At 61.7% G+C, this 15,392-nt stretch carries 14 protein-coding genes and 1 tRNA gene; 9 read left to right on the top strand and 6 right to left on the bottom strand.

Annotation, left to right across the window (positions count from 1 at the left end):
* The first annotated feature begins 83 nt into the window (after window positions 1–83).
* The gene (locus tag AC1D19_RS18695; RefSeq protein WP_477764072.1) at window positions 84–590 is read left to right on the top strand and encodes an HvfX family Cu-binding RiPP maturation protein; all 507 of its coding nucleotides are present in this window, start codon (window positions 84–86) and stop codon (window positions 588–590) included.
* A gap of 67 nt (window positions 591–657) precedes the next feature.
* Here AC1D19_RS18695 and AC1D19_RS18690 read toward each other — a convergent pair whose 3' ends face one another.
* Together AC1D19_RS18690 and AC1D19_RS18685 are read right to left on the bottom strand one after the other, a co-directional pair.
* On the bottom strand, window positions 658–1,632 hold the full coding sequence (locus tag AC1D19_RS18690) for a nitrilase-related carbon-nitrogen hydrolase (RefSeq protein ID WP_477753968.1): 975 nt from the start codon (window positions 1,630–1,632) through the stop codon (window positions 658–660).
* Window positions 1,633–1,733: 101 nt separating this feature from the next.
* On the bottom strand, window positions 1,734–2,666 hold the full coding sequence (locus AC1D19_RS18685) for a GlxA family transcriptional regulator (RefSeq protein ID WP_477764071.1): 933 nt from the start codon (window positions 2,664–2,666) through the stop codon (window positions 1,734–1,736).
* A 156-nt stretch (window positions 2,667–2,822) separates the two neighbouring features.
* On the opposite strand from AC1D19_RS18685, the gene AC1D19_RS18680 reads away from it, so the two are divergent.
* Window positions 2,823–3,485: a glutathione S-transferase family protein gene (locus AC1D19_RS18680; protein ID WP_477764070.1), complete on the top strand. Its 663-nt coding sequence runs from the start codon at window positions 2,823–2,825 to the stop codon at window positions 3,483–3,485.
* A gap of 84 nt (window positions 3,486–3,569) precedes the next feature.
* On the opposite strand, the gene AC1D19_RS18675 is transcribed toward AC1D19_RS18680, so the two are convergent.
* Window positions 3,570–3,644: transfer RNA gene (locus tag AC1D19_RS18675), tRNA-Gln, on the bottom strand.
* 321 nt (window positions 3,645–3,965) lie between these two features.
* On the opposite strand from AC1D19_RS18675, the gene AC1D19_RS18670 reads away from it, so the two are divergent.
* A complete protein-coding gene (locus tag AC1D19_RS18670; RefSeq protein ID WP_477753971.1) occupies window positions 3,966–4,394 on the top strand; it encodes a hypothetical protein in 429 nt (142 codons plus the stop codon).
* 114 nt (window positions 4,395–4,508) lie between these two features.
* Window positions 4,509–5,090 (top strand): hypothetical protein, encoded by a 582-nt coding sequence (locus AC1D19_RS18665; RefSeq protein WP_477764069.1) that lies wholly within the window; start codon window positions 4,509–4,511, stop codon window positions 5,088–5,090.
* Window positions 5,091–5,131: 41 nt separating this feature from the next.
* Here the strand turns inward: AC1D19_RS18665 and AC1D19_RS18660 are convergent, their stop codons facing one another.
* The 3 genes from AC1D19_RS18660 to AC1D19_RS18650 form a co-directional block, all read right to left on the bottom strand.
* Window positions 5,132–7,120: a peptidase U32 family protein gene (locus tag AC1D19_RS18660; RefSeq protein WP_477753973.1), complete on the bottom strand. Its 1,989-nt coding sequence runs from the start codon at window positions 7,118–7,120 to the stop codon at window positions 5,132–5,134.
* A 251-nt stretch (window positions 7,121–7,371) separates the two neighbouring features.
* Window positions 7,372–7,752, bottom strand: coding sequence for a RidA family protein (locus tag AC1D19_RS18655; protein ID WP_477753974.1), 381 nt, complete (start codon window positions 7,750–7,752; stop codon window positions 7,372–7,374).
* 77 nt (window positions 7,753–7,829) lie between these two features.
* Window positions 7,830–8,624, bottom strand: coding sequence for a PAS domain-containing protein (locus AC1D19_RS18650; protein ID WP_477753975.1), 795 nt, complete (start codon window positions 8,622–8,624; stop codon window positions 7,830–7,832).
* Window positions 8,625–8,811: 187 nt separating this feature from the next.
* Here AC1D19_RS18650 and AC1D19_RS18645 point away from each other — a divergent pair, with 187 nt between their 5' ends.
* The 5 genes from AC1D19_RS18645 (at window position 8,812) to AC1D19_RS18625 (ending at window position 15,392) form a co-directional block, all read left to right on the top strand.
* Window positions 8,812–10,446 (top strand): APC family permease, encoded by a 1,635-nt coding sequence (locus AC1D19_RS18645; RefSeq protein ID WP_477760689.1) that lies wholly within the window; start codon window positions 8,812–8,814, stop codon window positions 10,444–10,446.
* Between the two features lie 45 nt (window positions 10,447–10,491).
* Window positions 10,492–11,418 (top strand): 4-hydroxyproline epimerase, encoded by a 927-nt coding sequence (locus AC1D19_RS18640; protein ID WP_477764068.1) that lies wholly within the window; start codon window positions 10,492–10,494, stop codon window positions 11,416–11,418.
* A 58-nt stretch (window positions 11,419–11,476) separates the two neighbouring features.
* Window positions 11,477–12,424 carry a dihydrodipicolinate synthase family protein gene (locus tag AC1D19_RS18635; RefSeq protein ID WP_477764067.1) on the top strand — a complete coding sequence of 316 codons (948 nt, stop codon included), beginning with the start codon at window positions 11,477–11,479 and terminating at the stop codon, window positions 12,422–12,424.
* A 106-nt stretch (window positions 12,425–12,530) separates the two neighbouring features.
* Complete coding sequence (locus tag AC1D19_RS18630; protein ID WP_477764066.1) at window positions 12,531–14,102, top strand: aldehyde dehydrogenase (NADP(+)); 1,572 nt, start codon at window positions 12,531–12,533, stop codon at window positions 14,100–14,102.
* Between the two features lie 3 nt (window positions 14,103–14,105).
* Window positions 14,106–15,392, top strand: coding sequence for an NAD(P)/FAD-dependent oxidoreductase (locus AC1D19_RS18625; RefSeq protein WP_477764065.1), 1,287 nt, complete (start codon window positions 14,106–14,108; stop codon window positions 15,390–15,392).

The following is a 15,392-nucleotide window of genomic DNA, read 5'->3' as shown; positions in this document are numbered from 1 at the left end:
TCGATTGGCCAGGCCGATCAAAGCGCTCAACTCACCGGGCACGCCGTTGCCCCGCCTCCCTGACCTGAAAGAGATCAACATCCATGAGCACCTCCATTTCTTCGGCCGTCAAAGGCCTGTACCTGAACCTCGACCGTGCCGGCGACTGGGTTGCGCCTTTGGCGCTGCGGGTGTTCCTCGCCTGGGAATTCCTGGAGTCCGGCCTGGAGAAATTCAACGGCCAGAACTGGTTCACCGATATCCAGGAGCGCTTCCCGTTTCCGTTCGACCACCTTCCAGCGACGCTGAACTGGGAACTGTCGATGTGGGCCGAACTGGTCTTTTCCATGACCTTGCTGCTGGGCCTGGGCACACGTTTTTCGGCGTTGAGCCTGATGGTGGTGACCCTCGTCGCAACCGCCGCCATCCATTGGCCCGCCGACTGGCATACCCTGAGTGAACTTGCCCAAGGCTATGCCATCAGCAACAAGGGTTACGGCAACTTCAAACTGCCATTGATCTACCTGGTGGCCTTCACGCCGCTGTTGCTGATGGGTGGCGGCAAGCTCAGCATCGATGCACTGCTGGCTCGTTGCTTCTGGCGTCGCTGAAACGAAACCTGCAACGCGGACAAACAAAAGGGGACTTCCATGAAGTCCCCTGTTTTTTTGCCCGGAACTAACCCATCACTTCTTCCAGCCCGGTCTGCTCGGCCAGCTTCGGATGCGCGCTGCGTTCATGCACATGGGATTGCGGGGTGCGGTCGATCAGCAGGCTCAGCAATTCCGGGCGGCTGTAGTGGCCACGGGAATCCATCATGCGTTTGCGCTTGTCGATCTGGCTCATGTCGAGATCAACAATCACCTCGCCCTCACCTTCCTGCAACGAACCCAGCACCACACCGTCCGGGCCGACGATCGCCGTGTAGCAGCCACCCGAGATCGGACCAATGGCGCAACCGGTGTCGGCCATGATCTGCGCCTGTTGCTCGGGGTACAACCACGCCGTGGAATTGACCACAAAGCAGGCGGCCTCCAGGGCATGCTGGCGAATGCTGACTTCCATTTGCGAGGCGAACAACGGACCTGCAAACGACCCCGGGTACATGGCCGCATGGATCTGTTCGCCATCGGCCATCAAGGCATAACGGGCCAGCGGGTTGAAATGCTCCCAGCAGGCCAGTTGCCCGATGCGCCCTGCCGCGCTGTCGACGGCCCGCAGGCCGGAGCCGTCGCCCATGCCCCAGATCATGCGTTCGTGGTAGGTCGGGGAAATCTTGCGGCGACGCTGGATCAGCGAGCCGTCGGCATCGAACAGCAACTGCGTGTTGTACAGCGTGCCGCCATCGCGCTCGTTGACGCCGATGGACACGACCATGCCGGCTTGCCTGGCCGCAGCGCCGATGGCATCGGTGGCGTCCGAAGGCACGGTGACAGCCTGGTCCAGCAGCTTGAGGTGTTCGGCGGCCATTTCGAACGGCGACTGCACGTAGGAAAAGTACGGGTAGTAGGGCACAACGGTTTCCGGGAACACGGCAAATTGCACGCCCTGCTCGCCGAGGTCGAGAATCTTCTGCACCACTTTGTCGACGGTGCCTTCACGGCTGTAAAGAACGGGACTGATTTGTACGGCAGCGGCTTTGACGAGGGTCATGGCGGTGATCTCATTGAGGGAAAAGTTTCAACGAGATAAATATTACGATAATAATATATCGACATGAATGTCGTATACACCACCTTTCAGGACATCATGATTCAGCCCCGACTGGCACGCTGAATCACCTGTGGCGGCTGCCCGAACGCCCGAATAAAAGCGCGACGCATACGTTCCCGGTCACCAAAGCCCGTGTCCGTCGCCACCACATCGATGGAGTACCGCCCGCTTTCCATCATCAACCGGGCCGACTCGACCCGCAGGTTTTCGATGGCCTTGGCCGGAGACTGGCCGGTTTCGGCATGAAACACCCGGCTGAATTGCCGAGGGCTGAGATTGGCCGCGCTGGCCAGTTCCTCGACTGACAGCGCGGACTTGAGATTCTGTTTGGCGTAGTTCAGCACGGCCTGTATGCGATCGGTCTTGGGGGCCAGTTCCAGCATCACCGAAAACTGCGACTGCCCACCGGAACGCCGGTGGTACACCACCAATTGCCGCGCCACCTTGCGTGCAACGTCGGCCCCCAGATCCATCTCCACCAGTGCCAACGCCAGGTCCACGCATGCGCTCATCCCCGCCGCGGTCCACAGGTGGCCATCGTTGATGAAGATCCGGTCTTCCTCGACCTTCACGTTCGGGTACGCCTTGCGAAAGGACGGCACATGCGCCCAATGGGTGGTCGCCCGCCGACCGTCGAGCAAACCGGCCTCCGCCAACGCATTCGCCCCCGTGCAAATCGAGCCCAGACGCCGGGTGCCGTGACTGGCGCGGCGCAAAAACTCCAGCATGCCCGGCGTGGTCGGGCGGATCAGGTTGTCGCCCATGACCAGTAGCGTATCGAACGCACGCTGGTCGAACGCCTCGGTCTGCACAGCAAAACCGGCGGACGTCTGCACCATGCCGCCCGGTTCGGACAGTAATGCAATGCTGTACAACGGCTCATCTGCGGCGCTGTTGGCCAACTCGAAGGCGGCACACATGGCCAGGCCCAGAACCTGGAAACCAGGGTAAACAATGAGTCCGATCTGGTGCATGGTTATATGACCTTAAACGCGTCATACCTGATATTCAGGCCAGGATCTGCACTCTAACCCGAATAGCCCCCACCGGACATCGGGATGGAGCACCTCGCGCATTGGCCGATGGCGACGGATAATCAAGTGGTTTCCATCTCATCGAGGATTTGAAGGATGTCACTGACTCTTTATTTCCACCCGCTCTCGTCGTTCTGCCACAAAGCGCTGATCGCGCTCTATGAACTGAACATCGAGTTTGAAAAAAGAGTTATCGATCTGGGCAACGATGCCGACCGGGCCGAACTTCAAGCGCTGTGGCCGATCGGCAAGTTCCCGGTGCTTCGCGATCACGCCCGGCAAAAGGTTGTGCCGGAGTCGAGCATGATCATTGAGTACCTGGACCGGATTCATCCCGGCCAGGCGCAGCTGATTCCCGAAGATCGGGAAACCGCCCTGGAAGTACGTCTGTGGGATCGTTTTTTCGACCTGCACGTTCAGGTGCCGATGCAGAAGATCGTCGCTGACCGAATGAACGCCGCCAACGGTGACCTGACCCGGGAACGCGCCGCGCTGACAACGGCGTACGGCATGCTTGAACGTCAACTGGCGGCAAGAACCTGGGTGGCCAGCCCGGCGTTCAGCATGGCCGATTGCGCCGCCGCCCCGGCGCTGTTCTACGCCAGCACCCTCGTGCCGTTTCCCGACGATTACCAGCACTTGAGTGCTTATTTCGACAGGTTGGTCCAAAGGCCCTCGGTCAAGCGCGTGATCGGCGAGGCAAGACCCTGGTTTTCCTGGTATCCGTTTGTCGATGCCATCCCGGAGCGCTTTCGGTAGAGGTGGACAACGGGCGAAAAAACGGAAAAAACGACGAATAATAACCGTCGGTCGAGTGTTATCTGATTACGCAGGAATAAAAAATGGCAGGGGCGGCTGGATTCGAACCAACGCATGGCAGGATCAAAACCTGCTGCCTTACCGCTTGGCGACGCCCCTGTATCTGTTGCGATGAGTGCCTGGCACTCGCTTTCTTGAGTGGCAACAAGAGCTGTTGCCTGCTTGCGCGAGAGGCTCCCTGAGGGCCTGTGCAAGAGTGGGCGCAAATTTACCAACCTTTGTCTCGTTTGGGAAGCCCCAACAAAACAATTTGTTTTTTAAAACAGACGCTTAGTGTTGAACCGCATCTTGGCGAGTGGTCGACACACGTTCAGCCCGACCAGGTCTGCTACGCTTTTCCTTACTCGAATGGAATCGGGAATCGTGTGCGCAACACCCTTCCCCTTGTCATCTGAGGGCGCCAATGTGAAAGGCAAATTAATGGCTACCGCTGCAACCCTACTGGTGGTCGGGGCCGCGATCTATGGGTTGCACACCTGGGAACACATCCAGAGCCAGCGACAGGAAACGGTCTGCAAGGCCGCCCGGGAGCATCTCAATCGGCTGGAAACCCAGACGAGAGCCTTGGCCTCCGGGTTGACGGTCGAAGCCTATGCCGAAGCCGAAAAAGCCGAGGCCGGCCAGTTGGTTCTAGCGCTCGATACCGCCAAAAATGCAGCCGAGGTCGATGCCGTCATCGACAAGCATGCTGCGGCCATCGAAGCGCAGATAACGGCCGAGGACGCAGAGGTCCAGTCCAGGGGCGAGCAACCCTTCCTCGGTCAGGAACTGAAAAAGCAGCGCATCCCCACCGACGTCAAACAGGAATACAAACGAGCTGAAAAAGCCGTCGCCGAAACCTGCGAATAGTTTCAACCGCCAGCTCCAGGTTTGTCGCCAGCGTCTAGACTTCAGCAAAAGCAGGTTGCAACCAGACCCCGCGTTTATCACAAAGAACCTACAAAAAACGAGGGGGGCTCGACTTTGAAAATATCAACCCTCTGCGTCATCGCGAGCCTGCTGGTGTCGGTCGCGGTGTCTGCCAACGGCGTCATTCCCATTCTCGAAATGGACTTCACACGGTCTGCGATGGAAACCCTGAAAAAAATCGGAATTGACGATGCCTGCATCATCGGCGCCTCGAGCCCCGCTTCGTTCACCTACTGCCGGGAAGGATCGATGACGCTCTGGAAGTATCAGGCACTGGACCTGGAACAAATGGCGGCGATACACAGTGATGTGCAGCGGCCCTTGACGGTTTACCAACCCATTTCTGTCCTGGAGTTCGAGAGCGCGGCCTGTGAAGACGAGATGCGCGTATCCGCCGCTGGAAAACCGGCAACGATACGTTGGCTGACCCTTGGCCTGATGGCTATTTTCCTGCTGGTCGGCTTGGGTTACACCTATCGGGCCATTCTGCAGCGCCGCCATGACGCCACCGCGTACTCGCAACCCCATGAGCAAGGGTCGAGCGAATTTCAGGCAACCGCACAAACAAAAGCCCTGGCAGCGTTTGGTCTGGCTGTTGCCGTGGCATTCGTTTACTTCAACTACACAGGGTATTGAACAACAGATGAGCGCGCCGTTGCGGCGCACTCACCGGTCACTCAGTGCGGCGCGCGCGGGATGGTCTTGAGCAGGTCTTCGGGGCTGATGTGCCCTACCACGCTGCCCGGTTGCGGCAGGTTGAGGATGTGGCCCTTCATCTTGCCGATGATGTGCATTTCACAAGGCTTGCAGTCGAACTTCAGCGTCAGTACTTCATCGCCGTGGATCAGTTGCATCGGCGCGACCTTGGTGCGTACGCCGGTGACGCCCTTGGCCTGTTTCGGGCACAGGTTGAAGGAGAAACGCAGGCAGTGCTTGGTGATCATCACCGGCACCTCGCCGGTTTCCTCGTGGGCCTCGTAGGCCGCGTCGATCAGCTTGACGCCATGGCGGTGATAGAAGTCGCGGGCCTTCTGGTTGTAGACGTTGGCCAGGAACGACAGGTGCGACTCCGGGTACACCGGCGGCGGGCTGGTTTCAGCTTTACGGCTGCCACGCGGGTGGGCGGCAATCCGCGCTTGGGTCAAGGCTTCGATCACTTCACGGCGCAAGGCCTTGAGCTGCGAGTTCGGGATGAAGTACGCCTGCGGCGCGTCCAGCTTGATGTCGATGGCGTGGTACTGCGTGGTGCCCAGTTGACCGAGCAGATCCTGCAATTGCTCCAGCGCCTGTTCCGGCTTGTTGGCGGCGCCGAACGGGCCGTTCAGGGTGACGCTGGCGCTGATGCCTTCTTCGCTGGTAGCGCTCAGTTCCAGCTGTTCTTCACGCAGGCGAGCGACCCAGCTCAGGGCGATACGACGCTCGGCAGAGGTCTTTTGCAGCGCCTGTTGCCAGTTGTGATCGAGATTGCGATTCAGCGGATGGTTGGGGCGCAGCTTGTACATCCCCTCCGGCATCTCGTTGGGCTCGACGCGATAGCGATAGCGCTTCTCGCCGTCTTCCTCGAACTCGCCTTTGGGCTCGGCGATGTTGGCACGGAAACCCACCACTTCACGCTTGACCAGCACGTTGAGGCCGTCGCCGTTTGACAGCGGCTCGTGCGTCACGACCTGCATGTCACGCTTGGCGACTTTCTCCACCACACCCACCGGCAGACCGGTGAAGGTCGGCGAGTCAAAGGCGCCGATATCGATCTTGCGGTCAGTGACGAAGTAATCGGTGCTGCCACGGTGGAAGGTTTTTTCCGGGTCGGGCAGGAAGAAGTGCGCGGTGCGGCCGCTGGAAGCGCGGGCCAGGTCAGGACGATCTTCGAGAACATCGTCGAGGCGCTGGCGGTAGTAGGCCGTGATGTTCTTCACATAGCCCATGTCCTTGTAGCGGCCCTCGATCTTGAACGAACGCACGCCGGCCTCGACCAGGGCGCGGATGTTAGCGCTCTGGTTGTTGTCCTTCATCGACAGCAGGTGCTTTTCGTAAGCGATCACGCCGCCCTTTTCGTCCTTGAGGGTGTACGGCAGACGGCAGGCTTGCGAGCAGTCGCCACGGTTGGCGCTGCGCCCGGTCTGGGCGTGGGAAATATTGCACTGGCCGGAAAACGCCACGCACAACGCGCCATGGATAAAGAACTCGATGGCCGCATCGGTTTCGTCGGCAATGGCGCGGATCTCCTGGAGATTCAACTCACGGGCCAGCACCAGTTGCGAGAAACCGGCCTGATCGAGGAACTTCGCCCGCTCCAGGGTACGGATGTCAGTCTGGGTACTGGCGTGCAGTTCGATCGGCGGAATATCCAGCTCCATCACCCCCAGGTCCTGGACGATCAGCGCATCGACGCCGGCGTCGTACAACTGGTGGATCAGCTTGCGGGCCGGCTCCAGTTCGTTGTCGTGCAGGATGGTATTGATGGTGGTGAACACCCGGGCATGGTAACGACGGGCGAATTCCACCAACTGGGCGATATCGCTCACTTCGTTGCAGGCATTGTGGCGGGCGCCGAAGCTCGGGCCACCGATGTAGATGGCATCGGCGCCATGCAGGATGGCCTCGCGGGCGATGCTCACATCGCGGGCAGGGCTGAGCAATTCCAGGTGATGTTTGGGCAAAGACATAGTTTTTTTAGTCAGGCTTGTCACGGTCGAGGCGTGCATTGTAGCGGCGAAACGCCTGACCGGCACTCGTGCGCTGCCCGATGGTGTATTGCGTAGGCCCAGCCTGCCTGAATCCTTGTAGGAGCGAGCTTGCTCCGGGCGGCGTTCCGACGATGAACATAAGGACGACGCGTGCATACAGAATGCCCGCGTCATCGTTAACGTCCATCGCGAGCAAGCTCGCTCCTACAGTATTGAGTGTGTTGCTTCGATCAGGCCTTGGCGGCCATCGCGGTCACTTCCACGCGCATGCCTTGCACTGCCAACGAGGCAACCCCGACAGCAGCGCGCACCGGCCATGGCTTGGCGAAGTAGCGCTTGTAGACTTCGTTGAACGCGGCGCGGTCGGCCATGTCGGTGAGGTAGATGGTCAGGTGCATCACGCGGTCCATGGAGCTGCCGGCACGCTCCAGCGCAACCTTCAGCGCTTGCAGGGTGCATTCGCTTTGCAAGGTGATGTCGCCCAATTCGAGGCTGCCGTCGGCGCGGGTGGGGATCTGGGTGGAGACCAGCACACCGCCGAAACCGACGACGTCGGAGGAAATCGAATCGGCATCAGGATCGGGGGTAAAGGTCAGGTCGTGATTTGCCATTGCAGGTTCTCTTGCTTGAAAGGGTAAGGCAGGCGCCTTTTGCGCGGCCAGTTTACAGGGCGATCCCTGGCGCGTCGCTAATCCAGACCGGACGGCTGCTCGTGTCCCGTGGCCTGGCGGTACTGGCGCGGGGTGAAGCCGGTCAAGGCCTTGAACTGCCGGGTGAACGCGCTGTGGTCGGTATAGCCGCACTGCAGGGCAACCTCGGTGATCGGCATATCGGTGTGGAGCAACCGATGCGCATGCTCCAGGCGAACCTTCTGGATCATCTGCCGGGGCGTCAGGTGGAACACGCGCTTGCAGTAGCGTTCCAGCTGCGCCACTGAAATGCCGGCGATCCGCGTCAACTCGCCGAGGGTGACGCGACGGTTGAAATGCGCGCGAATGTGTTCGTCCACCGCCGCCAGGCGCTGGTACGCCGGGTGCGTATCACTGGCCGATTGCAGATCGACCGAGATGCCCGCCAAGCCGATGATTTCATTGTGGCGGTTATACAAGGGTCGTTTATGGGTCAGGCACCAGCCCGGCTCGCGGCTGCCGTACAGATGCAACTCCAGCTGGTCTTCCAGTACAAAACCCTGCTCCAGCACTCGCCGGTCCTGCTCGGTGTAACCAGGCCCCAATTGTTCGGGAAACACCTCGGCGCTGGTTTTCCCCAGCAGAGGTTTTAGCTGCTTCAAGCCACAGCGTTGCACCAGCGTGCGATTGGCCATGACATAGCGCGCCTGCACATCCTTGATGAAGATCGCCGCATTGGGAATGACATCGAGCATGGGCAGCAGCAGCGCCACGCCGGCCAGCAGTTGTTCGATGGATTCGGGGCGGTTCGAGTCGTCGCCCTGGCACAACAGCGCAAACGCATCCTGAGTCATCAACCGGTCCCTCGCAAAAATCAGACATTTCCCATTGTGCTGATTTCGTCATCGACACCCAAGGAAAACATCAATCGCGAGTAAGCCGCCGAGTTCACTCTATGGCCACCGCCCTCCTCGGCAAAACCGAAAAGGGCGATTTGAAGTGCATACCTGCCTATCCAATAACTCACAAGAAGGCGATGCCATGTCAGGCCAAGGCAAGTTCAAAAAACAACTTTCGTTGATAGACCTTACGTTTATCGGACTGGGGGCGATCTTCGGCTCCGGCTGGCTGTTCGCAGCCAGTCACGTGTCCGCCATCGCGGGACCGGCGGGGATCTTTTCCTGGCTGCTGGGCGGTTTTGCGGTGCTGCTGCTGGGCATCGTCTACTGTGAACTCGGCGCCGCATTGCCGCGTGCCGGCGGTGTGATTCGCTACCCGGTTTACTCCCACGGCCCGCTGCTGGGTTACCTGATGGGCTTCATCACGCTGATCGCGTTTTCCAGCCTGGTGGCCATCGAGGTGGTCGCCGCGCGCCAGTATGCCGCTGCGTGGTTTCCCGCATTGACCCAGGCCGGTTCCAGCAATCCAACGGCGCTAGGCTGGCTGGTGCAGTTCGGCCTGCTGTGCCTGTTCTTCATGCTCAACTACTACAGCGTGAAAACCTTCGCCAAGGCCAACAACCTGATCAGCCTGTTCAAGTTCATCGTGCCGTTGCTGGTGATCGGCGTGCTGTTCACTTTCTTCAAACCGGAGAACTTCCAGTCCCAGGGCTTCATGCCGTTCGGGCTGTCAGGTGTCGAGATGGCAGTGTCCGCCGGCGGCATTATCTTCGCCTACCTGGGGTTGACGCCGATCATCTCGGTGGCCAGCGAAGTGAAGAATCCGCAACGTACCATTCCGATTGCATTGATCCTCTCCGTACTGCTCTCCACAGCCATCTATGTGTTGTTGCAAGTGGCGTTCCTCGGCGGCGTGCCCACCGAAATGCTCGCCAACGGTTGGGCCGGCGTCGCCAAGGAACTGGCCCTGCCCTACCGCGACATCGCCCTGGCATTGGGTGTGGGCTGGCTGGCTTATCTGGTGGTGGCCGACGCGGTGATCTCCCCCAGCGGTTGCGGCAACATCTACATGAACGCCACCCCGCGGGTGATCTACGGCTGGGCGCAAACCGGCACCTTCTTCAAGGTCTTCACCCGTATCGATGAAAAGTCCGGCATCCCGCGTCCGGCGCTGTGGCTGACCTTTGCCCTGTCGGTGTTCTGGACCCTGCCCTTCCCCTCCTGGGAAGCCCTGATCAACGTGGTCTCCGCCGCGCTGGTGTTGAGCTACGCCGTGGCCCCGGTGTCGGTGGCTGCCCTGCGCCGCAATGCGCCGGACATGCCGCGTCCGTTCAAGGTCAAGCGCATGGGTGTCCTCGGCCCGGTGTCGTTCATCATCGCCGCGCTGATCGTCTACTGGTCCGGCTGGAGCACCGTGTCCTGGCTGCTCGGCCTGCAGATCCTGATGTTCGTGGTGTACCTGCTGTGCGGACGTTTCGTGCCGACCCAACACCTGAGCCTGGCCCAGCAAGTGCGCTCTTCGGCATGGCTGATCGGCTTCTACGCCGTGACCATCGTGCTGTCCTGGCTGGGCAGTTTCGGCGGCATGGGCGTACTCACCCATCCCTTCGACACCGTGGTCGTGGCGGCTTGTGCGATGGGCATCTACTACTGGGGCGCGGCCACCGGCGTACCGGCGCATCTGGTTCGCCTGGAAGACGAGGACGGTGAAGCCGAAGCCGATCCCGTTTACAGCGGCCAGCGTCCGATTGGCGCGTCCATCCAGACTTCCCGCTGAGATTCAGGCCAGCAAAACCTCTGAGTTTTTCCAATGGAAAGGTTTATGAAAAAAGTACATGTCATTGATTCCCACACCGGCGGCGAACCGACTCGCCTGGTGATGTCGGGCCTGCCCCAACTGCCTGGCCGGACCATGGCTGAGAAGCGCGATGCCCTGCGCGAGCAGCATGACCAATGGCGTCGCGCCTGCCTGCTGGAGCCCCGTGGCAACGATGTGCTGGTGGGTGCGCTGTATTGCGAACCGGTGTCGCCGGATGCCACCTGCGGCGTGATCTTCTTCAACAACGCCGGCTACCTCGGCATGTGCGGCCACGGCACTATCGGCCTGGTCAACTCGCTGCATTACCTGGGGCATATCCAGCCCGGCGAGCACAAGATCGATACGCCGGTCGGCCCGGTCAGCGCCACGTTGCATGAGGACGGCAACGTCACCCTGCGCAACGTGCCCGCCTACCGCTACCGCCAACAGGTGCCGGTCGAAGTGCCGGGGCATGGCCGCGTGTACGGCGACATCGCCTGGGGCGGCAACTGGTTTTTCCTGGTGTCCGATCACGGTCAGGCGTTGCAGATGGACAACGTCGAGTTCCTCACCGAATACACCTGGGCAATGCTCAAGGCCCTGGAAGCTCAAGGCATCCACGGCGAAGACGGCGCGCTGATCGACCACATCGAACTGTTCGCCGACGACGACCACGCCGACAGCCGCAACTTTGTCATGTGCCCCGGCAAGGCCTACGACCGCTCGCCCTGCGGGACCGGCACCAGCGCGAAACTGGCATGCCTGGCAGCCGACGGAAAACTGGCCGCCGGTGAACGCTGGGTCCAGGCCAGCATCACCGCCAGCCAATTCGTCGGCAGCTACGAATGGGAGGGCGAACGCATCATCCCTTTCATCACTGGCCGCGCCTACATGGCCGCCGACAGCACCTTGCTGATCGACGAACAGGATCCCTTTGCGTGGGGCATTTGAGCCGCCACGCCTTTTCCCTAACCCGATCTGAATGAACGCTTCAAGGAGTGACTACACAATGAGCGATAACATTTTCACTGGCTGCATCCCTGCACTGATGACTCCGTGCACCGCCGAACGCAAGCCGGACTTCGACGCGCTGGTGGCCAAGGGTCGCGAGCTGATCGACATCGGCATGAGCGCCGTGGTGTATTGCGGTTCCATGGGTGACTGGCCGCTGCTGACCGAAGCCGAGCGTCAGGAAGGCGTGGCGCGCCTGGTGGCCGCCGGCGTTCCGACCATCGTCGGCACCGGTGCCGTCAACAGCCGCGAAGCGGTGTCCCATGCGGCACACGCGGCCAAAGTCGGCGCCCATGGTTTGATGGTCATTCCCCGCGTGCTGTCTCGCGGCGCTTCGGCCACCGCGCAAAAAGCCCACTTCGCCGCGATCCTCCAGGCCGCTCCTGGCCTGCCGGCGGTGATCTACAACAGCCCTTACTACGGCTTCGCCACCCGCGCCGACCTGTTCTTCGAACTGCGCCGCGAGTACCCGAACCTCATCGGCTTCAAGGAGTTCGGCGGTGCCGCCGACCTGCGCTACGCCGCCGAACACATCACCTCCAAGGACGATGACGTGACCCTGATGGTCGGCGTCGACACCCAGGTGGTGCATGGCTTCGTCAACTGCAATGCCACCGGCGCCATCACCGGCATCGGCAACGCACTGCCGCGCGAAGTGTTGCGCCTGGTGGCCTTGAGCAAACAAGCGGCCAAGGGCGATGCCAAGGCGCGTCGTCAGGCGCGGGAGCTGGAATCCGCACTCGCCGTGCTGTCGTCCTTCGATGAGGGTTGCGACCTAGTGCTCTACTACAAGCACCTGATGGTGCTCAATGGCGACAAGGAATACACCCTGCACTTCAACGAGACCGATGTGCTCAGCGATGCCCAGCGTCGTTATGCCGAGAACCAGTACGCACTGTTCCGTCAGTGGTACGAGCAGTGGTCGGCCGAGCAGAACTTCGCCTGACATCCAGCCTGTACAGCGGCGTGCCAATGCGCGCCGCTTTTATTTTCGCCCACGGCGGTACGGCGTTTTTTCGCAAACGCCTCCCCTCTTTTTTTCAGGAACGACCATGACTCTGACAGGCAACATGTTGATCGGCCAGCAGGCCATCCCCGGCAGTCGCGAAGCGATCCGCGGCATTGATCCCGCCACTGATCTGCCCCTTGAACCGGCCTATCACGGTGGCAGCGGCGAGCACGTCGAACAGGCCTGCGCCCTGGCGTGGAGTGCCCTGGACAGCTATCGCGCGACGTCCCTGGACGCCCGCGCCGAATTCCTCGAAACCATCGCCAGCGAAATCGAAGCCCTGGGCGATGAATTGATCGACCGCGCCGTGGCCGAGACCGGCCTGCCGCGCCCGCGTATCCAGGGTGAACGAGGCCGCACTTGCCAGCAGCTGCGCACCTTTGCCCGCACCGTGCGTGCCGGTGAATGGCTGGATGTGCGGGTCGACTCCGCACTGCCGGAGCGTCAACCCCTGCCCCGCCCGGACCTGCGTCAGCGTCAGGTGCCGCTCGGCCCGGTGGCGGTGTTCGGTGCCAGCAACTTTCCCCTGGCCTTCTCCGTCGCCGGCGGTGACACCGCTTCGGCGCTGGCCGCCGGTTGCCCGGTGATCGTCAAGGCCCATGGCGCGCACCCTGGCACCAGTGAACTGGTAGGCCGAGCGCTGGCCCGTGCGGTCAAACTTTGCGGGCTGCACGACGGCGTGTTCTCGCTGTTGTACGGCTCCGGCCGCGATGTGGGCATCGCCCTGGTCACCGACCCGCGCATCAAGGCGGTAGGGTTCACCGGCTCGCGCAGCGGTGGCATGGCCTTGTACAACGCGGCCCAGGCACGGCTCGAGCCGATCCCGGTGTATGCGGAGATGAGTTCGATCAACCCGGTACTGCTATTCCCCGCGGCACTGCAATCGCGTGCCGAAGCGCTGGCGCAAGGCTTCGTTTCATCCCTCACCCAAGGCGCCGGCCAGTTCTGCACCAACCCCGGTTTAGTGATTGCCCGCCAAGGCGCGGACCTTGAGCGCTTCATCAATGCGGCGGCAGATCATGTACGACGCAGCCCGGCGCAGACCATGCTCACACCCGGTATTTTCAACGCCTACGAGGCCGGAGTCGACGCACTGCTCAAACATGCACACGCGGTGGCCATCGGCTTGCGGGGCGAAACCTCGAACCAGTGCCAGGCTCACCTGTTCGTCACCCAGGCCAGTGAGTTTCTCGCCGACCCGGCGCTGCAGGCAGAAATGTTCGGCGCCGCTTCGCTGATCGTGCAATGCGCCAGCGACGAGCAAATCCGCCAGGTCATCGAACACCTGGAAGGCCAGTTGACCGCCACCCTGCACCTGGACGATGCCGACGTGGAGAGCGCCAGGGCCTTGTTGCCGACCCTTGAGCGCAAGGCCGGACGCCTGCTGGTCAATGGCTGGCCGACCGGGGTCGAGGTGTGCGACGCCATGGTCCATGGCGGCCCATTCCCGGCGACGTCCGATGCGCGCACCACCTCGGTCGGCACCGCCGCCATCCTGCGTTTCCTGCGCCCGGTCTGCTATCAGGACTTCCCCGACGCCCTGTTGCCGGCCGCGCTCAAGCACGGCAATCCGTTGCAGTTGCGTCGCCTGCTCGACGGCCAGAGAGAAGCCTAGGCCATGTCCAACGACTCCCTTTTCAACAGCCCGCACACAGCGGCGGACGTTGCCGTGATCGGCGCCGGAATCATCGGCGTCGCCTGCGCCCTGCGTCTGGCCCGCCAGGGCCGGCGGGTGGTGGTCATCGATCAACAGGAGCCCGGCCGTGGCGCCTCGTTCGGCAATGCCGGGCACCTGGCCACCGAGCAGGTCTTCCCCATCGCCGACCTGTCGATCCTCAAACGCCTGCCCGCCATGCTCATGGACCCGATGGGCCCGCTGCGCCTGGACTGGAAATACATGCCCCGGGCCCTGCCCTGGTTCGTGCGTCTGTTGCTCAACCTGCGCCCGGCGCCGTTCCAGCGCACCGTGGCCGGCATCCGCGCGCTCAATGAAAGCAGCCTGGGTGCCTGGCACCGGTTGCTGGAGACCATAGACCGCCCCGGATTGCTCAAGGAAGACGGCTCGCTGCTGGTGTTCGAACGCCCCGACTCGCAACAGGCCATCGAAGCGCTGCAGGCGCGCATGCGCCAGCAGCAAGTGCCGGTGGATTTCTGGCAGGCCCAGGCGGTCCGCGATGCCGCGCCGCAACTCAGCGAGCAGATCCGCGGCGGCTTGTTCTTCCCGCGCACCGGGCACTTTCTCGATCCCTTCCGGGTGGTCGGCGAACTGGTCCACGCCGCCAAAAGCAGCGGCGTACAGTTCCTCAAGCAACGGGTCGAGGCCGGGCAGTTGCATGAAAACGGCGTGTCGTTGATCACCGATCAAGGCCGTTTCAACAGTCGCCAGGTATTGATTGCCTGTGGCGCCCATTCAGCGAAGCTCACCGCCGCACTGACCGGCAAGAAGGTGCCGCTGGACACCGAGCGCGGTTATCACCTGATGCTGCCCCACGAACACGGGCGCTTGCCGTTCGCCGTCACATCGCTGGAGCGCAAGTTCATCATGACGCCGATGACCGAGGGCCTGCGGTTGGCCGGCACCGTTGAATTCGCCGGTCTGGAATGCCCGCCGACCATGGAGCGCGCCTGGCAGTTGCACCGTCTGAGCAAAGGCCTGTTCAAACACGACCTGAGTGCCGAAGCCGCCACGCCGTGGATGGGTTTCCGCCCCTCCCTGCCCGACTCCCTGCCGATCATCGACCGGGTGTGCCACGGCAAGGTCCTGCTCGCCTTCGGTCATCAGCATCTGGGGCTGACCCAGGCGGCGGTCACGGCGGAAATGATTGCGCAAATGGCCTCGCCTTTGATCGAAGCCCAGCCTCACGGCCTGCCGGCGACTGCGCCGTACCGGCTCGATCGTTTCTGA

Source organism: Pseudomonas sp. P1_C12 (genome assembly GCF_056406435.1).
Note: the sequence above shows the minus strand (reverse complement) of the source record. Positions and strands in the feature narration are given on the sequence as shown.